Origin of the sequence: Xanthomonas sp. NCPPB 3761 (assembly GCF_041475705.2) — a bacterium.
Classification (GTDB): Bacteria; Pseudomonadota; Gammaproteobacteria; order Xanthomonadales; family Xanthomonadaceae; genus Xanthomonas; species Xanthomonas phaseoli.
On sequence record NZ_CM191262.1, the window covers coordinates 328,453 to 351,282 of the forward strand.

Consider the following 22,830-nt stretch of genomic DNA (forward strand, 5'->3'; position numbering starts at 1 on the left):
ACGTCGGGAAAAAAGCGCGCACGTGGGCGGAGACGGCTGGTCGTACAGTTCGGGAGGATCGCGCTGCAACTGCATCTGCCGATCGACTGCATGGCGCTGCTGCGGTCAGGCGCGCGTTCGCGCGCGTGCGGCAGCCAACGGCATGACCGGGCTGCCTGGCGCCGCTCAACCGCCGTCCGCACATCCAAGGTCGTGCCGTAATGCAGCCACGCACTCGTCCACGAACGTGCGCACCTTCGACGAGCCGCGGCGGCCTTCGACATAGACCACGTGTACCGGTTCGGGCGCGATCTCGAAGGCATCCAGCACGCTGACCAGCGTTCCGTCTTGCAGGTGTTGGCGAACCTGGTAGGACGGCACTTGTGTGAGGCCCCACCCATCCACTGCGGCAACGATGGCGGCGTTGAATGCGCTGACGCTCAGGCGCGAGGCAACCTCCACCTCATGCGCACGGCCATCCAGACGGAACGTCCACTTGGGCGCGCGTTCGGCCGCAGCGGTGGAAATCGTTGCGTGCTGCGGCAGCATGTCCGGGTGCTGCGGTATGCCGTGTTGTGCAAGATAGCCGGGCGAGGCGCACACCATGCGACGGACGCTGCCGACCGGGATGGCAGTCAGCGACGAATCGGGCAACGTGCCGATCCGGATCGCCACATCGATGCCTTCTTCCAGCAGCGGCACGACACGGTCCACCAGCAGGGCACGGGCGCGCATGGCCGGGTAGCGGCCGAGGAAGTGGGCCACGACAGGTGTCACATGCAGAGCGCCGAACATCTGCGGCGCAGTCACGGTGAGCAAGCCGCTGGGAAGCGCATGCAGGCTGGCGGCGCGGCTTTCGACATCCTCCAGCTCGGCCAACAGGCGCCGGCAGTCGCTTGCATACTGCTGCCCTGCCGCGGTGAACCGCATGGTGCGTGTGCTGCGCACCACCAGCAGCACGCCCAGCCGCGATTCCAGCTGCGCGATGGTGCGCGTGACCGTGGCGGTGGAAATGCCCAGATGGCGCGCCACACCCGCAAAGCTGGTGTGCTCGGCCAGCGCGGCAAACAGCGTCATTTCCTGGATGCGGTCCACCTGCGCCTCGTCTTCGACAATCACCTTCGACCGGGCACGCAGCCTAGCAGCCCGGTGTGATCAACCCCTGGATGCCGCATGCGCCATGCAGCGCATGCGAACGCAACAGTGGTTGCGGTATTGCGCGCGATGGAATGCTCCATTGAACGCCAGGGTGGTTCTCGTGCCAGGCCGGCGCACCTAGCATGGCCGCCATTGCACATGCGTTGCCGCACCCGCATCTGCGCCGCCCCATCCATCAACACCCACCGGCAACATGCGCCGTCGGTGGACGCGCGTCGCTCCATCCTGCAACTGTGGTGGATTGGCACCGCACTGTTGCTGGGGGCCGGCAGATTGCGTGCAGCCGACAGGTGCGGCGCCCACACCCCATGACTCGACGGAGGCAGCATGTCCCACGACACCACCCAGCGCGTCAGCTATCGCACCGAGCAGGTTGGCGATGTCGAGCTGTTCTATCGCCAAGCAGGGCGCAAGGACGCGCCGGTCCTGTTGCTGTTGCATGGGTTTCCCAGTGCCAGCCACATGTTCCGCGACCTGATGCCGTTGCTGGCAAGCCAATACCGTCTGATCGCCCCGGATCTCCCCGGCTTCGGCATGACCAAGGCACCGCCGCGTGGACAGTTCGATTACACCTTCGATGCGCTCTACAAGGTGATCGAAGGCTTTACCGAAGCGTTGGGACTGACGCGTTACAGCCTGTACCTGTTCGACTACGGTGCACCGGTCGGCTTCCGCCTTGCGGCCGCGCATCCGGAACGGGTGAGCGCCATCGTCAGCCAGAACGGCAATGCCTACCTGGAGGGCTTCAGCGACCAATGGGACGCCTGGCAGGCCTACTGGCGGGAGCCGAGCGCCGCCAATCGCGAGGCCTGCCGCGCATCGTTGTCGGCGCAGACCATTCGTGAGTGGCAATACGGCACCGGTGTCGCGCCCGGCACACTGTCGCCGGACGGCTACACCCTGGATATCGCCTACATGGCGCGCCCGGGCGCCGAAGAGATCCAGCTCGACCTGATTCTGGATTACCGCAGCAATGTGGCGGCGTACCCCGCATTTCAAGCGTATTTTCGTGTCCATCAGCCGCCGTTGCTGGCCGTGTGGGGCAAGCACGATCCCGCCTTTATCCCGGCCGGCGCGCAGGCCTACCGCACGGATCTGCCAAGGGCCGAAGTGCATCTATTGGAGACAGGGCACTTCGCCTTGGAGACGCATGCGCTGGAGATTGCGCACTACATCGGTGATTTCTTGTCGCGGACCATCGCGCCGTCGGCATGACGCGGGCCGTGGCCGATGCCGTCGTGGACGCTGCATCGCCATCGTGCGCCGAGGTCCGCCGGCGGCGGCCTGACACAGGATCGCTACCTGCTGCCGTCCTGGCGCGGCGTTGCACTCCTTGAGCATGTGTTTGGTCGTCCAGTGTGAGATGGCGGGCACTCACACTGGAGCAGACGGAACCGGGCTCAGTCTGCCGACAGCGAGCCAAGGGTGAATCCGGAAACCGCATTGACCTTGCCACGCCACAACACGCCACGGTTGCTGGGCAGCGGCTGGCCGCCCGGTGAGAAGCAACGCGCATCGATCAGGTGGATGAACTGCGGCGGCGTGCTGCTCTGCTGCGTGTCGTCTTCGGCATCGTAGATGCTGGCGTGGCTGGCAAACGCGCGACGGATATCCTCTTTTTCATCGGCATCGCCCGGATAGGCAGCAGAGAACTCCTGCGCGAACGCTTCGAAATAGCGCTTGCCGCTGACCAGCTGGCCGGAAATGACGATGCCTTCGACAAACAGGGTGACGCCGAACTGCACGTCCGAGGTGTTGGCAATGCCGACCAGCTTCTGCAGATACCAATCCACGCTCTGGCCATCGAACGCCAGCTTGACGTCTTCCAGCGACGGTTGATGTTGATCTTGGTCTGTCATGTTGCTCTCCTTGAGTGGATTGGACGACGCGTTAGCCGTAACGCAGATGTGGATGGCGCGCTCTTGGCGTGCTTAAGCATGGCACACGGATCGCCAAAGTTGCCGTGGTTGGGTTCGCTATCAAGGCTCCGGCACCGCGGTCCTGCGACACGTGGACGCTTTCATCCAGTGCGCGCGCATGTGCGCGTAGGGCGAGCGGCCGCAGCGGAACGACCACTGTGGTCACCACGCCGCCACTGCTCCATCCGAGCGCGGATCGCTGGCGCCACTCAGGAGGCCATCTTGCTCGCGCACCAGGGCACCGGCATGTCCCATCACCGCGCTGTACGCCGGCAGAAGTTCCACCGCATGCCCGGCATTGCGCAGGGCCTGCACCACGGCCGGGTCGAAGCGGTCTTCCAGCTTCAACGCCGTGCTGTCTTCGCCCCAGGTGCGGCCCAGCAGCCAGCGCGGTGCGCTGACCGCCTGCTGCAGCGGCATGCCGAAACGGGCGTAGCGGGAGAACACGGCGGCCTGGGTTTGCGGTTGGCCTTCGCCGCCCATGGTGCCGTAGGCCATCACGCGGCCGTCGTCGAAGGTGGCCAGCGCCGGGTTGAGCGTGTGGAAGGGCTTGCGTCCCGGGGCAAGCGCATTCCAGCCATCGGGGGCGAGGCGGAAGCTGCAGCCGCGGTTCTGCCAGGTGATGCCGGTGCGCGGCAGCACCAGGCCGGAGCCGAATTCGAAGTAGGTGGACTGGATGCAGCTGACCGCGCGGCCGTGTGCGTCGATGGCGCCGAACCAGACGGTGTCGCCTGCCAGCGAGGGCTGGGGCCACGGCAGTGCGGCGCGCATGTCGATGCGTGCGGCGAGCGTATCGAGTGCGGCGCTGTCGTCGAGCAGGGCTTGTGCGTCGAGCGTCATCCAGGCGGGGTCGCCGAGGTGTGTGTCGCGGATCAGGAAGGCCTGCTTGCTGGCTTCGATCAGCCCGTGCAGGTGCGCGTAGCTGTCTGCATCTTCTACCTCCAGGCGATCGAACAGCGCCAGGATCAGCAGCGAGGCAAGCCCCTGCGTGGGCGGCGCGTGGTTGTAGAGGCGCGCGCCCTGGATGACAACCGATAACGGCACGCTGGCGTCGGCGCGATGGGTCGCCAGGTCGTGTGCGCTGAGCGGGCTGTCCAATGCCTGCAGGTCTGCGGCGATGTCGTGAGCGATCGCGCCGCGATAGAAACTCTCCAGTCCTTCATCGGCGAGCCGCTGCAAGGTACGCGCGAGCTGCGTCTGGCGCAGCAGCGCGCCTTCGCGCAGCGGCGCGCCGCGCGGCTCGAAGATCTCGGCATAGGCGCCGGGTTGTGGACGCAGTTCTGCGCGCTTGCTGGCGGCCACCTGCGCGCCGCCCAGCGTGACCGGTACGCCGGCACTGGCGTGATGGATCGCATCGCTCAACAGGCGTTGCAGCGACACGCTGCCGTTTGCCTGCTGCAGGGCCAGCGCCCAGCCGGAGACGGTACCGGCCACGGTATTGGCCGCGCCAGGCCCGCGCCACGGAATGTGGGCATGGCCGCGATAGAAATCCAGTGTGGCCGCCTGCGCCGCGCGGCCGCAGGCATCGATGGCATGCACGCGGCCATCGGGTTCGTGGATGAGCCAGAAGCCATCGCCGCCGATGCCGGTCATGTGCGGGTAGACCACCGCCAGGCAGGCGGCGGTGGCGACGGCCGCTTCGATGGCATTGCCACCGTCGCGCAAGACATCGCGTCCGGCCTGTGCGGCAAGATGGTGCGGTGCGACCACCATGCCGCGGCGCGCGCGCGGGGTATGCAACATCAGCGTGGCTCCGGCGGTGGGCTGAAGGCGAGCAGGCCGTCGCGCTCGAGTTGCGCGGCCAGCGCAAACAGGCGGTCTTCACGGCCGGGCGCGGCGATCAGTTGCACGCCCAGTGGCAGGCGCCCGGGACGCGGCAACGGTGCGGCCAGCACCGGGCAGGCGGCCAGGCCGAGTGGCTGGGTGAAGATGCCCAGATTCGCGCGTGCAGAGACCGGCAAACCGTCGATCTGGATGGTGTCCTGGTCGATGCGCGGCGCCACGCAGGGCGTGGCCGGCGCGATGAGCACCTCCACCTGGTCCCACAGCGCGTGCATGGCATCGGCAAACCACTGCGCGAAGCGGTGCGCGTCGGCCACTGCGCTGGCGGGCAGCTGCAAGCCGGCGAGCAGGCGGTCGCGGGTGGCCGGGTCGAACTGCGCGCCGTGCGCGGTGAGCGCGCGGCGGTGACGATGCCCGCCTTCGGCAGCGGTCAGGACGAAGGCAGCGGCGCGCGCGCGTTCGGCCTCGGGCAGGTCGATCGACGAAACGCTGTTGCAAGCGGTGAGCAGGGCCTGCAGCCCGGCCTCCAGATCCGGATCCAGATTGCGTTCAAACCAGCCGCCCAACCGTGCGACGCGCAGGTTGCCGGCATGGCACGCAGGCAGCGGCTGCCCGCGCAGTACCTCGTAGACGCGGCGCAGGTCGGCCACCGAGGTGGCGAATGGGCCGACCACATCCAGTGCGTCGACAAACGGGAACACCCCATCGACGGGGACGGCGCCGTGCGTGGGGCGCAGGCCATAGATGCCGCACAACGCGGCCGGCACGCGGATGGAGCCGTTGGTGTCCGAGCCAAGCGCGAACGGCACCAGCCCGGCGGCCACCGCTGCCGCCGAGCCGCCCGATGAGCCGCCCGCCAGGTGCTGGAGATCGTGCGGATTGGCGGTGGTGCCGTAATGCGCGTTGACGGTGGCGAAGCCGTACGCGAATTCGTCCATGTTGGCGGTCCCCACCAACACTGCCCCGGCGTCGCCGAGCCGTCGCACCACCGCCGCATCGCGGCTGGCCGGCGGGCAGTGCGCGCGCACCGCGGCGCCGGCGGTGGTGACCTGCCCGGCGACATCGAACAGGTCCTTGACCACGAATGGCACGCCGGCCAACGCGCCCCCGTCGCCGCCCCCGGCAAGCGCTGCCTGCACGCGCGCGGCATCGGCCGCGGCACGCGCCGGCAGCAGGCGGGTGATGGCGCACAGCCGGTCGTTGGCCTGGTGGATGCGTGCCAGCGTCTGGGTGGCCAGTCGCGCGGCCAGCGCGGGCTGGCTGCGCGTGGTGCTGACGATGGAGGCGATCTGACCGCGTGGGCCGCCGCCATCATGTGCCGTTGCAGCCGGCGCATGGAAGCTGGCCAGCAATTGCGTGTGCCCGCGCAGCACTTCGGTATTGCGATCGACGCCGGCCTGCCACTGCGCTGGAAGTTGCATGGATCACCTGTTGGAAAGCGGGGATTAGGGATTGGAGAGGTGAGATTCGCTTGTTTGCTTGGCGTACGGGGTGTGCAACGTGCTTGCCGATGCGTTGGGAGCTGAAACGAAGCCGTTGGGATTGCGCGTCACCGTGAAAGCAGTCGCTGTTACCGCAAGGATTGCGGACGTGCAGCTTCGGACGTTCGATTTCATCATGCAGCAGCGGTATGACGCGTCCAGCTTTGCAAATGCGGGCCGGGGCGCTGGCGCAGTTGAGGCGAGGGTGCCACGGTGTTTCGAGATGTCTCAGGTTTTTGCTCCCGTATTGCTCACCAGCGACTCAACCGATGCAGCACTGTCATCCACATACCGCATCTTCATCGGCCCTGCGGGCCCCTTCTCCCGATGGCAGCAAGGGGAGCGGTAATCCCACCGCCGGTGGCTGCGGCGCGGTGAGGCGGTCGACCAGCAACTGCTCGAATGCCGGCACGTCCACCGCATGCACCACCGTCTGCGGCTGCTCGCCCAGCCCGGGCTGATACCCCGGTGCCCACGACACGATGTCGCCGTACCCGGCATCGAAGGCGGTGTTGGTGTCGACGTACAGCGTTTCGGTGCGCGTGGCCAAGTCGGGGCGCAGCCACACGGCGGTGGCCAGTTCGTCCCACATCGGAAAGCCCGGCTCGCGGCGGCGCAGTGCGTGGCCAATCGTGGTGTCGGCCGCACTCATGCGCGCCAGCAAGTCGGCGCTGAGTTCGGTCGCGGTGGACGGGTCGACCGGCACCATGGTGATCTGCCGCCACGGCGCACGCATGACGATGCTGGCCGCTTCCGGGTCCCAGCGGATATTGAATTCGCGTCGCGGCGAATTGACGAACTCGCGCGCGAATTGCTGCGCGCTCACGCTGTTGCGTTGCTGCCGTGGATTGAGGCTGCCGCCCATGTAGACCAGCTCGCGCGCCAACCTGGCAAAGGATGGGTCCAGCGATTGCGCCAGTGCCAGATTGGTCAACGGGCCGGTGGCAATGATGCTCACCTCGCCCGGGTACCGACGCACCATGCGCAGCATGAACAACGCGGCCGGCTCGTCTGCCGGGCGCACCACGCTGGGATTGCCCAACGCCAGATCGGGCACCACATCGTGGGCGTGATAGCGCGGCGCGCTTTGCACGGTGTCGCCGTCCACCCAGTGTTTGGTCCATGCGCCCTTCCAGACGAGTTTGCCGTACAGCGCTTCCCAGCGTTCGGTGGCCAGCTCGCTGTTGAGCAATGGATGCACCGGGCCTGGGTGCACTGGAATCTGCGGATGGCCAGCCAGTTCCAGCAGGCGGCAGGTGTGCGCCAGCACCTCATCGCGCCAGATATTGCCGCTGACGGCACTGATGCCCAGCACCTGTACCTCGGGCGATTGCAACAGCAGCAGTTGCGCGGGCGTGAAGCCGTCGATGTCGTCTTCGAGAATGACGCGGCGCTTGGATGAGGGGAGGTGCGGGTCGGTCATTGCGTTTTTGTCGTGGAAGGTTGAAGGCATTGCAGCGGCGATGGAGAGCGGCATTTGTAGGAGCGTGCCTGCGCGCGACGGGGCGTTACCGGTAAAGCCGGTCGCGCTCGGGCGCGCTCCTACGGTGCATATGTCATGTCGTTCGGCGCTATCCGTGTTGCAGCAACAGCGTGCGCTCGTACTGGGTCAGGTCGGTCTCCAGCTGCCATTGCAGCCGCGCCTTCTCGCTGCCGTGGCGGAATGCTCGACAGGCAGCATCATCTGTTTCGCGCTGCAACGCACTGGCGCAGGCCTGCGCACCTTTACCGTCGGCATCCCACAGGCTGGTGCCCGGCAGGAAGCTGTAGGTGAGGCCATTGCGGGCGAGTCGTTTGAGCGTGGGGTAGTCGATGCCTTGCTCCTGCATCGCGCGTTGGTACTCGTGGGTCAAGTCCGCACGCGAGACGCCGGCATCGTCGGTGGACAACACCACCGGCACGCCGGCACCCAGATACAGCGCCAACGGATGCGCTGGGCCCTTGACGCCCAGGATTACATCGTTGCTGGTGAGGTTGATCTCCACCGCGACGTGCTCTTCCCGCATGCGTTGCAGCAGTGCTTGGGCATCGTCTTCGTACGGCAGGTCCACGCCGTGACCGATGCGGCGCGCCCCCGCATCCACCGCCTGCCGAATATGCGAGCGCAGCTGTGCCGGCGGCACCAGCCCCAGCGCCAGCTCGCCGGCATGCAGCGACAGCGGCACGCCGCGATAGCGCGTTGCAAAGAAGCGGAACATCGCCATGTGCCGCGCGTAATCGGCCAATGCCACGGGATTGTCTTCCGGTGCGACGATGTTCAGCGCCACCGCACGGCTGCCGCCGGCCGCGATCAGCGCATGCGCCAGCGCCATCTGCCCGAACACCATCGGCTGCGGCAGCACGCGCAGCACGTAGGGAACATAACGGTAGTCGACCGTGCAGCCGGGGCGTGCATCGGCCTGGTCGCAACGCAGGACGCGCCGGACCTGCGCGTCGATGTCGGCAAGATCGCGTTGCGCGGCCTGCACCAGTGGCGCCAGGTCGGGCTGCAACGCACGCAGATTGGCTGGGTCGTCCTCGCCTTTCCACGGCAGCGACTGCATGTGCTTTGCAGCCTGGTCCATCTGCGGCGGGTTGGCGATGATCTCCACATACGGCACGCGGTCGCGTGCGGCCTGCTCCAGCACTGCGGCGACGGTGTCGGCGACACGGCTGCGCACCACCGCGTCGAACTTGCCGAAGGTGCTGAAGAACTGATCGTGGCCGCTGGGGTGCGTTGGGCCGGGCAGGAAGTTGCGCATCGACAGCGAATTCACCATCCGCCCGTACAGCGCGGCGTTGCGTGTCGCCAGGCCCCGCGCCGACTCCTGGCCGGCCCCGCACGGCGGCGCGCGCAGGCTCAGGTCGTCCAGTTGCACGCAGGCGCCATCGTCGCTGGCCCATTGCAGATAGTCTTCGGCATACACCGAACCGGACAGATGGTTATGCAGGTCGCCACCTTTCGGCATGGCCTGTAGCCAGGTGCGTAGCTGCGCCGGCTGCGCGGCCGCCTCGCGGAACAACTGCGCCACCTGCTGTTCGCGTTGTTGCGCAGGCGCAGGCGCAGGCCGTGCGTGCACGGCAGCGGGCAAGCACGCCCACACGCTCAGGATCAGACAGCGGCGAAGAAAGGGCATGCAGGAGACTCGTTTGGAGAGACGGTGGCGTGCGAAGCCGGCGACCACATAGCTTGCCCGCCAGCGCGATCCGAGGCCACCACGTACGCGCCGGTCAGCAGGCGTGGAACACCTGGAGGCACGCATCATCCCAGCGCATAGCGCAGCACGAACAAGCCCGCGATGGCCCAGGTGGCCGGGTGCACGTCACGCCAGCGGCCGCTGCCGAGTCTGAGCGCGGCATAGGTAATGAAGCCGAACGCGAGCCCCGTCGCAATGGAGTAGGTCAGCGGCATGGCGAGCATGCAGATGGCGGCCGGCAACGCGTCGCCCACATCGTCCCACCGGATCTGCGTGCATTCGCGCAGCATCACCGAGGCCAGGTAGATCAAGGCCGGGGCTGTGGCGTAGGCCGGCACCATCGCGGCCAGCGGCGAGAACAGCAGGGCAAGCAGGAACAAGGCGGCAACCACCAGCGCGGTGAGGCCCGTGCGCCCGCCCACCTGCACGCCGGCGGCGCTTTCCACATAGGCGGTGGTGCTGGAAGTGCCGAGCAGCGAGCCGGCCAGGATGGCGGAACTGTCGGCAAGTAGCGCGCGGTCGAACTGACGGCGCTGGGCGGGCGTGTGCAGCAGGCCCGCGCGTTGCGCCACCCCCATCAGCGTGCCGGTGGCGTCGAACATTTCCACCAGCACGAACACCAGCACCACATGCAGCACCGCAGCGAGCGCACCACCGCCGCCATGGCCGTGCAGGGCGCCGACGATATCCAGCTGCAGCAAGGTGGGCGCCAGGCTGGGCGGCAGCGCCAGGACGCCTTCGTAGCGCACCAGTCCCGACACCAGCGCCGCTGCGGTCACAGCCAGGATGCCGAGCAACATGGCGCCCCGCACGCGGCGCACTTCCAGCACGCCGATCAGCAGCAATCCGGCCAGTGCAAGCAGCGGCTCGGGCCGGTGCAGATCGCCCAAGGTCAGCAAGGTCTGCGGATGGGCCACCACCAATCCGGCCTTCTGTAGCCCGATCAGCGCCAGGAACAAACCAATGCCCACCGCAATGGCGCTGCGCAAGGTGGACGGAATGCCGTCCACCAACCAGCGCCGCGCGCCAGTGACGGTGAGCAGCAGGAACACGCAGCCTGAGACAAACACCAGCCCCAAGGTCTGCTGCCAGCTGTAGCCCAAGGTGCCGACCACGCTGAAGGCGAAGAACGCGTTCAAGCCCATGCCTGGCGCCATGCCGATGGGGTAGTTGGCCAGCACGCCCATCAGCAGCGAACCCAGTGCTGCAGCCAGGCAGGTGGCCACGAACACCGCGCCGTGATCCATGCCGGTGGTGGCCAGGATGTCGGGGTTGACGAAGACGATGTAGGCCATCGTCAGGAAGGTGGTGGCACCGGCCAGCATTTCGGTGCGCACGGTGCTGCCGTTGGCGGCGAGCGCAAAACCGGGCCAGCGCATCAGCAGGCGCTCGGGGCGTGCAGCCGGTTGACGGCAGGACAGATGAACATCGGCGGACATCTCATCGATACGGGGCGAATGGCGTGGCAGGGCCCGCATGCGGGCGGCCCATCTTGCCCTGTTGCGTTGCGCTTGCCACGGACATCGGGCACGGATTGCGCCGCAGGAGCGCACGCACACCGTAGCGCGGCAGCGTGACGCGGCAGCGCCCATCGTTGCGGCGTATGTCGCGGCAACGATGCAAGCATGACAGCACACATGCGGTGAGCGATGGCGCACTCCGTTGCGCGCCATTGTGAAAGGCACGCGAGACATCGGGCTGCGCGAGGTGACTGAACGACTGCAGTGGCACCGCGAACACTGCGTTCAAAGATCCAGTACCAACCGCGGCGTGCGGCTGCGCGAGCAGCACACGGTGATCTGCCGATTGGTGGCGCGTTCGGCGTCGCCGAGCACGCTGTCGCGGTGATCTGGCGTGCCAGCCAGCACGCCGGTCAGGCAGGCACCACACATGCCTTGTTCGCACGACAGCGGCACCTCGATGCCGGCATCGAGCAGAGCGCTGGCGATGCTGCCATCGGCCGGTACCTGCACCACGCGGCCGCTGGCGGCCAGTTCCACCTCGAACGCACTGTCGGCGTCGTGGGCGAGGCTGGGCGCGGGGGCGGCGAAGTGTTCGCGATGCAGTTGCGCCGCCGTCCAGCCATGCGCCTTCGCCAGCACGGTGAAGTGGTCCATGAACGCGGCCGGTCCGCACAGGTACAGCTGATCGCGCGTACGCGCCTGGCCCAGTTCCTCGGGCACATGCACGCGTGGGCTCTGCCCGCCATCGCTCAGATGCAGGTGCACCTGCCCATGCGTAAAGCCCTGTTGCAGTCGCTGCGAAAAAGCCACATCCGCATGCCGGCGCGCGTAGTAATGCAGCACGAAGGGCTCGCCGCGCGCCTCCAGTGCTTCGGCCATCGACAATAGCGGGGTGATGCCGATGCCGGCGGCCAGCAGCACGTGGCGCTCGCCCGGGTGCAGCGGAAACAGGTTGCGCGGTGTGGAGATGCGCAAGCGGTCGCCAGGCGCGAGCTGTTCGCACAGGTGCCGCGACCCGCCGCGCGAGGCGTCGGCCAGCTTGACGCACAGCAGATAGTGGTCGCGCACATGCGGCGCACTGGCGATCGAATATTGCCGAATCAGGCCATCCGGCAGATGCAGGTCGACGTGCGCGCCGGCCTCGAATGCCGGCAATTGCGCGCCCACCGGTTCCAGCCGAATGGCGCGCTGGCGGTGACCTTGGTCGACGACATCGGCAACGCGCACCTCATGCAGGCTCATGCGGGTGTCCTCGGCCGTCAGCGCAGGAAGAAGTCGCTATAGCCCTGGCTGCGCAGCCCGCGGCGATAGGCGATGGAACTGCGATCGGCGGGAATGTGCACTTCCAGCAGCGGGTCCAGCGGCAGATACTCCGGCCGTTGCGCTTCCACCATGGCGCGGTCTTCCTCGAACACGCGCAAGTTGAATGCATGCATGTCTTCCACCGGCAGATGGGTGTCGAAGTTGCGCGCGATCGGCACCAGCAGCCGGGTCTTATGCTTGGACACCGGGCTGGCCGCATTCATGATCACCAGCCGCTTGCCCGGCACCGGGAAGTGGATGGTGAGCGTAGCGGTGAACGGCAGATGCACCTCGAAATGACGCAGCCAATGGAAGTTCGGGTCCACCTCCGGCAGCGGCATGTCCACCGAATAGTTGGCTACCGTGCTCAGGTAATCGGCATTGAAACCGGTCGGCGTTTCGGTGGTGGTGTAGGCCGGCACTTCGCGCTTGTCTGGCTGGGCGAAGGTGGCGGTGTGCACGAAGGCGAAATGCGCCACGTCGATGAAGCCCTCCAGCTGGCGCGCGGCGCTGCCGGCGATGTCGAAGGCCGGGCACACGATCTGCTGAAAGCCGTCCTCGTCCCAACCCGGCATCGGCGGAATCTGCACCTCGGCCTCGTTCACCCCGGCCGGCTTGGCCAGGCACACCCAGACCAGGCCGTAGCGCTCGGCCACCGCATAGGTGTGCAGGCGCATCTTGGCCGGGATGTTCTGGCTGGGGCTGGCAGGGATATGGTTGCAACGCCCGCCCGCGCCAAAGCGCAGCCCGTGGTAGGCGCACACCACGCCGCCGCCATCGGCCTTGCCCATGCTGAGCGGCACGCCGCGGTGCGGGCAGACGTCGCGTGCGGCCACCAACTCGCTGCCCAGCCGGTACAACACCAGCGGCTCGTCCAGCAGGGTGGCCTTGAACGGCGCCTCGCTCACCTCGCTGCTCAGCGCCACCGCATGCCAGTGCTGGGCCAGGCGCTGCCAATCGGCGGCCTCGAAGGTGCAGTGCAGCGGCAGGGCGGGAACGGCGACATCCATGGGGCGGTCTCGGGCACGAGGCGGGAGCGGTGCCGGATTGACTCTAGGAAGCCAGGGGTGTGTGATCAAACATCGATTTTCAGCTTAGCCATTGCAAAAAATGCAACGCCAACCGAGCCCCGCCGCATGCTGACCTTTTCGCGCTTTACCCGGTATTTCATCGAAGTGGCCCGCTGCGGCAGCATCCGCAAGGCCTCCGAAGTGCTGCACGTGTCGGCGTCGGCGATCGACCGGCAGATCCTCAAGGCCGAGGAAGAACTGGGCGCGCAGCTGTTCGAACGCCTGCCCGGCCGGCTGCGGCTGACCGCTGCCGGCGAGCTGTTGCTGGTGGACGTGCGCGGCTGGGAGAAGGCCTACGCCCGTACCCTGGAGCGCTTCGACGAGCTCAAGGGCCTGCGCCGCGGGCATGTGGAGATCGCCATGATCGACGCGCTCAGCGAAGGCGTGGTGCCGGCGGCAGTGGCGGCGCTGGTGCAGGAGTACCCGGGCATCACCTTCAACCTGTCCACCGCGCGCAACCAGCGGGTGATGGAAATGGTGACCTCGGCCGATGTGGATATCGGCTTGCTGTTGGACCCGGTCAGCAGCGTGGACCTGGAAGTGCGCGCGTTTGCGGATATTCCGCTAGGCATTGCGATGCCGGTGGGGCATCCGTTGAGCAGCCGCACCGAGCTGCAGCTGAGCGAGACGCTGGAGCATCGGCTGTTGCTGCCGGCCGCCCCGTTGATCGTCGGCGAGCACGCCAAGGTGCTGTACCAGCGCCAGCACATCGACGTGAAGCGGCTCACCCACTGCAACGACGTGCGCACGCTGCGCGGCCTGGTGCGTGCCGGCGCCGGCGTGGGCCTGATGTCGTGGCTGGATGCCGCCCCGGACGTGGCCGACGGGCGGCTGGCCTTCGTGCCGTTTCGCCAGCACCTGACCAAGCCGATGACACTGGCGCTATGCGTGGCGCCGCAGCGGCAACTGTCGCGTTCGGCGCAACTGGCGATCCAGGCGCTGGCAGCGAAGATCGATGCGATGGCGGTGCCGGCGGTGGAGTAGCCCTCATCCGGCCCTCATCCGGCGCTGCGCGCCACCTTCTCCCGCCAGCGGGAGAAGGGAGATCGTCAATCCCGCCTTCCCCCGCCTGCGGGAAGGGAGATCGTCAACACCGCCTGCCTTCCCCCGCCTGCGGGGGAAGGTGCCCGAAGGGCGGATGGGGGCAGTCGGTCGGCACAATCAGCTAGCTGATTCAATAGGTGCGGCTTTCCTGCGCCCGGGCGTTCAAGCCCCACCGACGCCCCACCCTCATGCAGCGCTAAGCCTCCCTTCTCCCGCCTGCGGGGGAAGGTGCCCGAAGGGCGGATGGGGGCAGTTGGTCTGCACAATCAACGAGCTGCCGACCTGGGCCTGGCCATGCTGCGCCCGGGCGTTCAAGCCCCACCGGCACGCTTCCCTGCGCGGGCGCTGCACGCCACCTCTCCCGCCAGCGGGAGAAGCGAGGGGCAGCGGAGCTAACCTCTCGCTCGTTACACTTACGCGGCTCACCCCACACGATACCCGCAGCATGCAATTGATCGATATCGGCGCCAACCTCACCCACGACTCGTTCGATCGCGATCGCGATGCGGTGCTGCAACGCGCACGCGATGCCGGCGTGGCGCAGCTAGTGATTACCGGCGCCAGCCGCGAGCATTCGCCGCTGGCCCTGCAACTGGCGCAGCAACACCCCGGATTCCTCTACGCCACCGCCGGCGTCCATCCGCACCACGCGGTGGAATTCACCGCCGAATGCGAAGCGGAAATGCGCGCCCTGCAGGCGCATCCGCAGGTGGTGGCAGTGGGCGAGTGTGGGCTGGATTACTTTCGCGACTTTGCGCCACGCCCTGCGCAGCACAAGGCCTTCGAACGCCAGTTGCAGCTGGCCGCCGACAACGGCAAGCCGCTGTTTTTGCACCAGCGCGACGCGCATGAGGATTTCATCGCCATCATGCGCAGCTTCGAAGGCCGCCTGGGTGCGGCGGTGGTGCACTGCTTCACCGGCACGCGCGAAGAGCTGTTTGCGTATCTGGACCGCGACTACTACATCGGCATCACCGGCTGGCTCTGCGATGAGCGTCGCGGTGCGCATCTGCGCGAGCTGGTGCGCACTATTCCGGCCAACCGGTTGATGATCGAAACCGATGCGCCGTACCTGCTGCCGCGCACGCTCAAGCCGATGCCCAAGGATCGTCGCAACGAGCCGATGTTCCTGTCGCATATTGTCCAAGAGCTGGCGCGCGATCGTGGCGAGGATGTCGCGGTGACCGCCGCCAACAGCACGGCCGCGGCACGTGCGTTCTTCCGCTTGCCGGAGCCTGCCAGCGCCACGAGCGGCTGACACCATGTCGCACTCGTGGCCGCAACGGCGCGCCGGTACCGCAGCGTACGCGCGCCGCATGCCGCGCCGGGCCGGCCGTACCTATCGGTGGTGAACGTAGTGCTGTTGCGCATGGATCTACCTGGATCGGGCCGCGCGGCAGTTACGCCGCCAGCAATTCCCACCCTTGCGCATCGCGCAGGCGCAGGCCGGGTTCTGGCGCGTCCACACTGATGCGCAGGCCGTCGGCCCAGGGCAGTTGCCGTTGTTGCGGAAACCACCGCCGGCGCTGGTCGACCACGATCAACAGGCCGTGGTCTCGCCCAAGGCTGCAAAGCCCTCCAGCGGCGGGGCGAAGGGTTGCAGGCCGAAGTGATGCGCCAGGCTGCGCGTCACCACCTCGACATTGTTGCTAGGCAAGCCGATTTCGCTCAGGCACAGCAGTTCTTCGCCGCCGAACTGGCCATCACCGGCTGCTGCATCCTGCAAGGCATTGCGCGCGATCAACTCCAGCACTGCGCCATCCGGCCCGGCGAAGTACACCGAGTGCGACTGCCACGCGCCGTCCAGGGCGAAGTGCTTGCGGCCGTGTGGATCGCTCAGCAAGGTGGCGCGTGCGCCAATCCACTGCGCAGCGGCTTGGAAGCGCGACGGGGCCACATTGAAGGCCAGATGCACGCTGCCCACCGGGTGCTGCGCCTGCACACACTCCAGTGTGCTCCAGCCGATGCGCACCGCGTTGCCATGTACGGGCAACTGCAGCACATCGCGGTAGAAGCGCAGGGTCAGGTCGGGGTCCAGGCAGGGCAGTACCAGATGACGCAGATGCATGGCGGCAATGTCGTTGGGAAACCGGCATTGAACGACCTCAAGCGCAGTTGAGGTCAAGCGCTTCATTCTGCGCCTCGTACCTGTAGTGAGTGAGTGCCAGCCCGCAGGCTGACCTGGCGGACTTTGTCTGAAATTGCTGGCATCTCCCAATTCCAATATTCGCAGCCATTCGCTGCCCGACAGGTCGCTTCATGGCAGGCCAGGCCTTCGCATCCGCAAGCGGGATTTCCGTCGGCGTGGACGCGGCATGCGCATCATTGCCTATGCTTTAAAAAAGCACGGGAGACGTAAAATGGGAAACTGTCTACGCATACCCTCTGCACACATGGCGCCAGAGGTGCGCGAGCATGACACCGCCGAAGCGTCCACCAGCAACCCCATGTCGCATGCAGGAAGCCTGACGGCCGGGCCGCAGGAGCACGGCGCCGTCGAGAGTTGCGCCGGAAGCCGGATTGCCGATATGTGGCTGTCATCCCTGGAGCGACCGGCCCGCAGATCTTCCGGGAGTAGAAGCCAATCCACTGCCCAGTCGCGCCTCCAGTCGAAGGCGGAGGAGTTGGCCGGGAAACGCCGATCGATGCTGCAACGCGCGATCATGCTGGATGACCAGTGGCGGCGCCTTCAGGAACGCTGCGCGGGAAGCAGCGCCGGCGGCCGGCAAGCATCCAATCTGAATATTCTCAAGGGAATCATTTCGCGGGACAAACAGGCGTTGGAGAGTATCGGCGATGAAGGTGGCGATATCATTGATGGCAGCCTTGACCGAATTGATCGCAACCTGCGGAAGTTTGAGAAAAAAATCAGCAATCAAAAAAAATTGGAATCACATCTTGCAAGAGCCAACGATTTCCTGGACCGGCTGAAACGCCTGAAAAACGAACTCTCAACTCGAGGCGATGACCAGGAACTCTTAAAAAAAATCGATTTGAACATACACGATCTGGAAACCATCTTGAATGAACTGACGGGTATCGATGCCAATGGTACCGGCATCGAATACAGCGGCTACCGCGGGAATACGATGGCGTACTTCGATAGTGTAACTGCAGCGCTCGAAGCGATGCTTCGAAGTCAAGATCCCGGCTATCAGGACTACATGCGACCCGCGCTGGCGGCTGTCCTCAAGGATGGTTACCCACCAAGCAGGCGGAGGGCGGTAAGCGCTTCTTGAACACATGCTGGCGACACCGGTGGCATTTCTTGAAGAGCAAACCTGCAGCGTCTCGATGGTCTGCATGGGACGGCGGTGGGTGTTCCGAAGCGGAGCGAGGTACATTCCGGCTTTGTTTTACTACACGAACAACAACCCGAGACCGCGTCAGACTTCGAGGGTCTGGAAAATGCCCGATCCCTACTCAGACGATGTCTGCAGTGAGCGCCGGCCTTCCGCGGTCGGTGCATGCAGTCGGCAGTGAGCAGTGCTTAGGGGCAACATCGTTCCAACGGCATCAGGCAAAAACGTCGCTGTAGCGTGAGTCGTGCTGCCAGCGCTAGAGCAACCTTGCCAGCGCCCACAAATGCCGCACCAACGGTGTGGTTTCCAATCCGCCCGGCGCGGCGGCCAGGGCCAGCCGCGCCAGCGGCATATGACCTTCGATATCCAGATAGCGCACGCCGGGCCGCTGCAGCTGCGCGGTGGAAGCAGGCACCACCGAGACGCCCAGCTCGGCGGCCACCAGGTTGATGATGGACGACATCTGCGGCGCCTCCTGGGTGATGCGCAAGGTCACGCCGGAGTCGCGGCAGGCGGCGAGGATTTCGTCGTACAGGCTCGAGCCGAAACTGCGCGGAAACAGGATGAAGGGTTCGCCAGCCAGCGCCGCCAACGGCGCACTGTTGCGCGTGGCCAGGGGATGCGCGGCGGGCACGGCGATCTTCATCGGTTCATCGGCAAAGCGCAGCAACTGCAGATCCGCTGGCGTGCTCAGCCCATAGCGCACGAACGCCGCATCCAGGCGGCCATCGGCCAGCCCGACCAGCAGGCTGGCGGTATTGGTCTCTTCCAACAGCAACTCCACCTGCGGCCACTTGCGGCGGAAGTCGCGAATCAGGCGCGGTACCACCGGGCTGAAGGCGGCCGAAGCAGTAAAGCCCAGGCGTAGCCGTCCGGACTCGCCACGCGCCACCCGGCGGGCGGTTTCGGCGGCGCGTTCCACATCGGCAAGCACGCGGCGCACCTCGCCCACGAACGCCTCGCCGGCCGGCGTGAGCTCGGCGCCGCTGTGAGTGCGCCGAAACAAGGGCGTGCCCAGCTCGCGTTCCAGGGTCTGGATCTGCTGGCTGAGCGGCGGTTGGCCAATGCCCACGCGCGCAGCAGCGCGGGTGAAGTTGCCCTCTTCGGCAACGGCGAGGAAATAGCGCAGGTGACGCAGCTCCATCTATCTGTTCCAGATATGGTAACTGCCACCATCATATATTGGACAGGGGGTGCGGACGGGCGAATACTCGCCTTCCCACGCTGCACGTGTATGGCTGTGTCCTCCTCCGATCCCCGCTTGGGCTTGTTGCCTGATCCATCCACGCCTTCCGGCAGTGGCGCCGACGCACCGGCAGCGATGCGTATTCGCCTGGCGCTGTTTCTGGCCGGCTTTGCGACTTTTTCACTGCTGTACAGCGTGCAGCCGCTGCTGCCGGAATTTGCGCATGCCTTCAAGGTGGACGCAGCGACCGCCTCGCTGCCGTTGTCGCTGGCGACCGGCGCGCTGGCATTGGCGATCTTTTGTGCTGGCGCCGTGTCGGAGAACCTGGGCCGGCGCGGATTGATGTTCGTGTCGATCGCTTTGGCGGCAGTCCTCAATCTGATTGCGGCGTTCCTGCCGCACTGGGGCGCGCTGGTGGTGGTGCGTACCTTGTCCGGCATCGCGCTGGGCGGGGTGCCGGCGGTGGCGATGGTGTACCTGGGCGAAGAATTGCCGGCCAGCAAGATGGGGGCGGCCACCGGCCTGTACGTGGCCGGCAATGCCTTTGGCGGCATGAGTGGGCGCATCGTGATGAGCGTGCTGACCGACCACACCGATTGGCGCACCGCCTTGGCGGTGTTGAGCGTGTTCGATCTGCTGTGCGCGCTGGCGTTCTTCTGGTTGCTGCCACCGTCGCGCAACTTCGTGCGCCGGCACGGCATCAACCTGCGCTTCCATCTGCGCGCCTGGGCCGGGCATCTGCGCGATCGCAACCTGCCGTTCTTGTTCGCGCTGCCGTTCCTGTTGATGGGTGTGTTTGTGTCCCTGTACAACTACGCCGGCTTTCGCCTGGGCGGGCCGGAATTCGGCCTGAGCCAGAGCCAGATCGGCATGATCTTCAGCGCCTATGTGTTCGGCATCGTCAGTTCCTCGGTGGCCGGCGCGGCGTCGGACCGGTTCGGGCGCGGGCCCGTGGTCACCACCGGCATCGTGCTGTGCGTGCTCGGCATGGCGCTGACCCTGGCGCACGTGCTGGCGTTGGTGGTGGCCGGCATCGTGGTGGTGACGATCGGGTTTTTCATCGCGCATTCGGCCGCCAGCGCCTGGGTGAGCCGGCTCGGCGGGGCGCATCGCAGCCATGCCGCCTCGCTGTATCTGCTGGCGTATTACGCCGGCTCCAGCGTGATCGGCGCGTTGGGTGGCTGGTTCTGGCAACACGGCGGCTGGGCCGCGTTGGTCGGCCTGTGCCTGACGCTGTTGATGCTGGCCCTTGCGTCGGCCTACGTGCTGCGCCAGCGTGCCGACGATGCACGCCCCTATGGCCGGTTCGCCCCGCATCCTGCCCGGGGCGAGTGACGCGCGACCGAGCGCTTCTAGCGCGCCCGCTTGCGCCGTGTGGTTTGCGCGGCTGAAGACATGGCAGCCGTTGCATCCGCGCCTGACTGCGCCAAGGTTGCCAACAGGCGCCCACGCTGCCGCTCAAGATCGGCCAGCTGGCGCTCGATCAGCTGTAGGCGCGCGCGATGCGCGTGTGCGGTGTCCGGGCACATCTGCGCGCCTTCCACCAGGCGCATGCACTCTGGGAAGCCAAGAATTTCATCCAGGTTGAAACCCGTCGCGATCAAGCGCTGGATCTGGCGCACCTGTGCAATGCATGCGTGAGGGAAGACCCGGTACCCGTTGGCACTGCGCGAGGATGTCAGCAACCCGTGCGCATCGTAATGACGGATCGAACGCACGCTGGCGCCGGTCTGTTGCGCCAGCGCGCCAATGCGCAGCAAGGGTTCGGAACAAGCGGCCATGCGCCAAGCATACGCTGCACGCACGGCTTGACCCTCACACTGATGTGAGGCTGCAGGATCGTCGCTCCCATTGCCTGGAGCTCTCCCCGATGTCTGTTCGCCTCTTGCCTGGCAGCCGCATGCTGCCGCTGCGCTGCCTAATGGCCTGTGTGTTGTCGGTGTGCTCGATGTTGGCCACAGCCAGCCCGGGCGTCGTTGCCGACGCACGCAGCTATACCGTGACCGCGCCCGATGGCGTGCGCCTGTCGGTGCAGGAGCACGGCGCCACCGACGGCCCGGCCATCGTCTTCGTGCACGGCCTGCTCGGTAGTCGCATCAATTGGGATGCACAGCTGGCCGACCCGCAGCTGCAGGGCTACCGGTTGATCACCTACGACCTGCGCGGCCACGGGCAGTCCGGCAAGCCGGCCGCCGCGTCGGCGTATCAAGAGGGCATGCGCTGGGCCGACGACCTGGCTGCCGTGTTGAAGGCCACCGATGCGCGCGAGGCGATCCTGGTGGGCTGGTCCCTGGGCGGCGCGGTGATCAGCAACTACCTGAGCCGATATGGCGATACCGGGCTTGCCGGCGTGGTGTACGTCGACGGTGTGATCGAACTGCGCGCCGAGCAGCTGGGCACGCATCCGGCGGTCTATCGCGATCTGGTTTCGCCCGACCTGCGCACGCATCTGCAGGCGGTGCAGGATTTCCTGCGGCTGTGCTTCGCCACCCAACCGCCGGTGCCGGTGTTCGAGAGCTTGCTGGCCAACGCATCGCTGGCCTCGTGGGACATGCAGCGTGCCGTGCAGGGCATGTCGATCGATGTCGCCGGCCTGCAGCGCACGCGCCTGCCGGTCCTGCTGATGTACGGCGTGCGCGATGCCCTGGTCGCCACCGAGCCGACCTTGGCGCGTGCGCGCCAGTTGCAGCCGCGCGCGCAGACCGTGCTGTATCCGGATGCCGGGCACGCGCCGTTCCTGGAGGACAGCGCGCGCTTCAATCGGGATCTGCTGCGCTTTGTCGAACACAGGCGCGCCGCGCCTTGAGCTCGGCTGCCACGGCGTGGCCGACCGCGCGGACGGATCGCACCAACTGCGCAGCCACAACGGGATGCCGTACCGTCTGCGTGCTGCATCCAGGGCGGCGCGTTGCGCGTATTCGGTCTGTCTCTTCACTCGTCGACGACGGTGTGATGTGCACAGCTATGTGCGACCAAGCACGCCGGTCTGGCGGCCGACACGGCGCCGCAGCGGGCCTGGCACGTGGCGCTGGCGCGACGTGCTCCCATGGCTTTCCGGAACGACCACATGACCGCTGTCCCTGCCCACGACGACCAAGCGCTACAGGACTTTATCGAGCGCCATCAGCGCCTGTTCGTGCTGACCGGTGCCGGCTGCAGCACCGATTCGGGCATTCCCGATTACCGGGATCTGCAAGGCGGCTGGAAGCGTCCACAGCCGGTGACATTCCAGGCGTTCATGGGCGAGCTGTCCACGCGGCAGCGCTATTGGGCGCGCAGCCTGGTCGGCTGGCCGCGCTTCGGTCTGGCGCAACCCAATGCCACCCATCACGCGCTGGCTGCGCTGGAAGCGCGCGGCCAGTTGGAAGTGCTGCTCACCCAGAACGTGGACCGCCTGCACCAGGCCGCCGGCAGCCAGGCGGTGATCGATCTGCACGGCCGGCTCGATGTGGTGCGCTGCATGGGCTGCGAGCGCCGCATGCCACGCACCGAATTTCAACTGTTGCTCGAGCAGGCCAATCCCGGCTGGGCAGCGCTTGAGGCCGCGCAAGCACCCGACGGCGATGCCGATCTGGACGATGTGGCCTTCGAGCATTTCGTGGTGCCGCCGTGCCCGGCGTGCGGTGGCGTGCTCAAGCCGGATGTGGTGTTCTTCGGCGAGAACGTGCCGCGCGAGCGGGTGGAGCGCGCCTTTGCGCATCTGCACGCTGCCGACGCCGTGCTGGTGGTGGGCTCGTCGTTGATGGTGTATTCGGGGTTTCGTTTCGTGCAGACCGCCGCGCGCAATGGCTTGCCGATCGCCGCGCTCAACTTCGGGCGCACGCGCGCCGACGCGCTGCTCACGCTGAAGGTGGAGCAGTCGTGCGCGCAGGCGCTGGCCTTCCTGCACGCGCCGCCGGACCTGCCGCGTGGGCGCAGCGTCAATGACGCCAGTGCGCGCTCTGCATGACGCAGTGATCCATCGCAGC

At 66.6% G+C, this 22,830-nt stretch carries 18 protein-coding genes and 1 pseudogene; 7 read left to right on the forward strand and 12 right to left on the reverse strand.

Annotated elements, in window-relative coordinates:
- Positions 1–165 precede the first annotated feature (165 nt).
- Positions 166–1,098 carry a LysR family transcriptional regulator gene (locus ACCQ00_RS01460; RefSeq protein WP_039574110.1) on the reverse strand — a complete coding sequence of 311 codons (933 nt, stop codon included), beginning with the start codon at positions 1,096–1,098 and terminating at the stop codon, positions 166–168.
- Positions 1,099–1,464: 366 nt separating this feature from the next.
- Here ACCQ00_RS01460 and ACCQ00_RS01465 point away from each other — a divergent pair, with 366 nt between their 5' ends.
- On the forward strand, positions 1,465–2,352 hold the full coding sequence (locus tag ACCQ00_RS01465) for an alpha/beta fold hydrolase (protein ID WP_039574113.1): 888 nt from the start codon (positions 1,465–1,467) through the stop codon (positions 2,350–2,352).
- Positions 2,353–2,537: 185 nt separating this feature from the next.
- Here the strand turns inward: ACCQ00_RS01465 and gvpU are convergent, their stop codons facing one another.
- The 8 genes from gvpU to ACCQ00_RS01505 form a co-directional block, all read right to left on the reverse strand.
- On the reverse strand, positions 2,538–2,996 hold the full coding sequence (gene gvpU / locus ACCQ00_RS01470) for a gas vesicle accessory protein GvpU (protein WP_039574116.1): 459 nt from the start codon (positions 2,994–2,996) through the stop codon (positions 2,538–2,540).
- A gap of 222 nt (positions 2,997–3,218) precedes the next feature.
- The gene (locus ACCQ00_RS01475) at positions 3,219–4,799 is read right to left on the reverse strand and encodes a gamma-glutamyltransferase family protein (protein WP_039574120.1); all 1,581 of its coding nucleotides are present in this window, start codon (positions 4,797–4,799) and stop codon (positions 3,219–3,221) included.
- Complete coding sequence (locus tag ACCQ00_RS01480; RefSeq protein ID WP_039574123.1) at positions 4,799–6,259, reverse strand: AtzE family amidohydrolase; 1,461 nt, start codon at positions 6,257–6,259, stop codon at positions 4,799–4,801. The genes ACCQ00_RS01475 and ACCQ00_RS01480 overlap by 1 nt, the downstream gene beginning before the upstream one ends.
- A 340-nt stretch (positions 6,260–6,599) precedes the next feature.
- Positions 6,600–7,742, reverse strand: a complete 1,143-nt coding sequence (locus ACCQ00_RS01485) for a nucleoside hydrolase (RefSeq protein ID WP_039574125.1) — start codon at positions 7,740–7,742, stop codon at positions 6,600–6,602.
- Between the two features lie 148 nt (positions 7,743–7,890).
- Positions 7,891–9,435, reverse strand: a complete 1,545-nt coding sequence (locus tag ACCQ00_RS01490; RefSeq protein WP_039574129.1) for an adenosine deaminase family protein — start codon at positions 9,433–9,435, stop codon at positions 7,891–7,893.
- Between the two features lie 125 nt (positions 9,436–9,560).
- Complete coding sequence (locus ACCQ00_RS01495; RefSeq protein WP_039574165.1) at positions 9,561–10,874, reverse strand: NCS2 family permease; 1,314 nt, start codon at positions 10,872–10,874, stop codon at positions 9,561–9,563.
- 366 nt (positions 10,875–11,240) lie between these two features.
- Positions 11,241–12,200, reverse strand: a complete 960-nt coding sequence (locus ACCQ00_RS01500; RefSeq protein WP_039574132.1) for a PDR/VanB family oxidoreductase — start codon at positions 12,198–12,200, stop codon at positions 11,241–11,243.
- Positions 12,201–12,217: 17 nt separating this feature from the next.
- On the reverse strand, positions 12,218–13,270 hold the full coding sequence (locus ACCQ00_RS01505; RefSeq protein ID WP_039574134.1) for an aromatic ring-hydroxylating dioxygenase subunit alpha: 1,053 nt from the start codon (positions 13,268–13,270) through the stop codon (positions 12,218–12,220).
- 126 nt (positions 13,271–13,396) lie between these two features.
- Between ACCQ00_RS01505 and ACCQ00_RS01510 the strand changes: the two genes are divergently transcribed.
- Together ACCQ00_RS01510 and ACCQ00_RS01515 are read left to right on the forward strand one after the other, a co-directional pair.
- Positions 13,397–14,314: a LysR family transcriptional regulator gene (locus tag ACCQ00_RS01510; RefSeq protein ID WP_039574137.1), complete on the forward strand. Its 918-nt coding sequence runs from the start codon at positions 13,397–13,399 to the stop codon at positions 14,312–14,314.
- Positions 14,315–14,819: 505 nt separating this feature from the next.
- Entirely contained in the window at positions 14,820–15,632 is an 813-nt protein-coding gene (locus ACCQ00_RS01515; protein ID WP_039583800.1) for a TatD family hydrolase, read from the forward strand.
- A gap of 142 nt (positions 15,633–15,774) precedes the next feature.
- Here the strand turns inward: ACCQ00_RS01515 and ACCQ00_RS01520 are convergent.
- A pseudogene (locus ACCQ00_RS01520) lies at positions 15,775–16,442 on the reverse strand (VOC family protein).
- A 325-nt stretch (positions 16,443–16,767) separates the two neighbouring features.
- Between ACCQ00_RS01520 and ACCQ00_RS01525 the strand changes: the two are divergent.
- Positions 16,768–17,613 (forward strand): hypothetical protein, encoded by an 846-nt coding sequence (locus tag ACCQ00_RS01525; RefSeq protein ID WP_039574145.1) that lies wholly within the window; start codon positions 16,768–16,770, stop codon positions 17,611–17,613.
- Positions 17,614–17,932: 319 nt separating this feature from the next.
- On the opposite strand, the gene ACCQ00_RS01530 is transcribed toward ACCQ00_RS01525, so the two are convergent.
- On the reverse strand, positions 17,933–18,820 hold the full coding sequence (locus tag ACCQ00_RS01530) for a LysR family transcriptional regulator (protein WP_017157632.1): 888 nt from the start codon (positions 18,818–18,820) through the stop codon (positions 17,933–17,935).
- Between the two features lie 96 nt (positions 18,821–18,916).
- Here ACCQ00_RS01530 and ACCQ00_RS01535 point away from each other — a divergent pair, with 96 nt between their 5' ends.
- A complete protein-coding gene (locus ACCQ00_RS01535) occupies positions 18,917–20,197 on the forward strand; it encodes an MFS transporter (RefSeq protein ID WP_039574170.1) in 1,281 nt (426 codons plus the stop codon).
- 17 nt (positions 20,198–20,214) lie between these two features.
- Here ACCQ00_RS01535 and ACCQ00_RS01540 read toward each other — a convergent pair whose 3' ends face one another.
- On the reverse strand, positions 20,215–20,643 hold the full coding sequence (locus tag ACCQ00_RS01540) for a MerR family transcriptional regulator (protein ID WP_039574148.1): 429 nt from the start codon (positions 20,641–20,643) through the stop codon (positions 20,215–20,217).
- An 89-nt stretch (positions 20,644–20,732) separates the two neighbouring features.
- Between ACCQ00_RS01540 and ACCQ00_RS01545 the strand changes: the two genes are divergently transcribed.
- Both ACCQ00_RS01545 and ACCQ00_RS01550 read left to right on the forward strand, forming a co-directional pair.
- A complete protein-coding gene (locus ACCQ00_RS01545; protein ID WP_039574150.1) occupies positions 20,733–21,668 on the forward strand; it encodes an alpha/beta fold hydrolase in 936 nt (311 codons plus the stop codon).
- Between the two features lie 261 nt (positions 21,669–21,929).
- On the forward strand, positions 21,930–22,811 hold the full coding sequence (locus ACCQ00_RS01550; RefSeq protein ID WP_039574152.1) for an NAD-dependent protein deacetylase: 882 nt from the start codon (positions 21,930–21,932) through the stop codon (positions 22,809–22,811).
- Positions 22,812–22,830 lie beyond the last annotated feature (19 nt).

What these genes read in the sequence shown, in the direction of transcription:
- ACCQ00_RS01480 (WP_039574123.1), bottom strand. Translation starts at nt 6,259, where the DNA reads ATGCAACTTCCAGCGCAGTGGCAGGCCGGCGTCGATCGCAATACCGAA.
- ACCQ00_RS01545 (WP_039574150.1), top strand. Translation starts at nt 20,733, where the DNA reads ATGTCTGTTCGCCTCTTGCCTGGCAGCCGCATGCTGCCGCTGCGCTGC.
- gvpU (WP_039574116.1), bottom strand. Translation starts at nt 2,996, where the DNA reads ATGACAGACCAAGATCAACATCAACCGTCGCTGGAAGACGTCAAGCTG.
- ACCQ00_RS01525 (WP_039574145.1), top strand. Translation starts at nt 16,768, where the DNA reads ATGGCGCCAGAGGTGCGCGAGCATGACACCGCCGAAGCGTCCACCAGC.
- ACCQ00_RS01495 (WP_039574165.1), bottom strand. Translation starts at nt 10,874, where the DNA reads ATGCGCTGGCCCGGTTTTGCGCTCGCCGCCAACGGCAGCACCGTGCGC.
- ACCQ00_RS01505 (WP_039574134.1), bottom strand. Translation starts at nt 13,270, where the DNA reads ATGGATGTCGCCGTTCCCGCCCTGCCGCTGCACTGCACCTTCGAGGCC.
- ACCQ00_RS01485 (WP_039574125.1), bottom strand. Translation starts at nt 7,742, where the DNA reads ATGACCGACCCGCACCTCCCCTCATCCAAGCGCCGCGTCATTCTCGAA.
- ACCQ00_RS01510 (WP_039574137.1), top strand. Translation starts at nt 13,397, where the DNA reads ATGCTGACCTTTTCGCGCTTTACCCGGTATTTCATCGAAGTGGCCCGC.
- ACCQ00_RS01465 (WP_039574113.1), top strand. Translation starts at nt 1,465, where the DNA reads ATGTCCCACGACACCACCCAGCGCGTCAGCTATCGCACCGAGCAGGTT.
- ACCQ00_RS01550 (WP_039574152.1), top strand. Translation starts at nt 21,930, where the DNA reads ATGACCGCTGTCCCTGCCCACGACGACCAAGCGCTACAGGACTTTATC.
- ACCQ00_RS01540 (WP_039574148.1), bottom strand. Translation starts at nt 20,643, where the DNA reads ATGGCCGCTTGTTCCGAACCCTTGCTGCGCATTGGCGCGCTGGCGCAA.
- ACCQ00_RS01530 (WP_017157632.1), bottom strand. Translation starts at nt 18,820, where the DNA reads ATGGAGCTGCGTCACCTGCGCTATTTCCTCGCCGTTGCCGAAGAGGGC.
- ACCQ00_RS01515 (WP_039583800.1), top strand. Translation starts at nt 14,820, where the DNA reads ATGCAATTGATCGATATCGGCGCCAACCTCACCCACGACTCGTTCGAT.
- ACCQ00_RS01490 (WP_039574129.1), bottom strand. Translation starts at nt 9,435, where the DNA reads ATGCCCTTTCTTCGCCGCTGTCTGATCCTGAGCGTGTGGGCGTGCTTG.
- ACCQ00_RS01500 (WP_039574132.1), bottom strand. Translation starts at nt 12,200, where the DNA reads ATGAGCCTGCATGAGGTGCGCGTTGCCGATGTCGTCGACCAAGGTCAC.
- ACCQ00_RS01475 (WP_039574120.1), bottom strand. Translation starts at nt 4,799, where the DNA reads ATGTTGCATACCCCGCGCGCGCGCCGCGGCATGGTGGTCGCACCGCAC.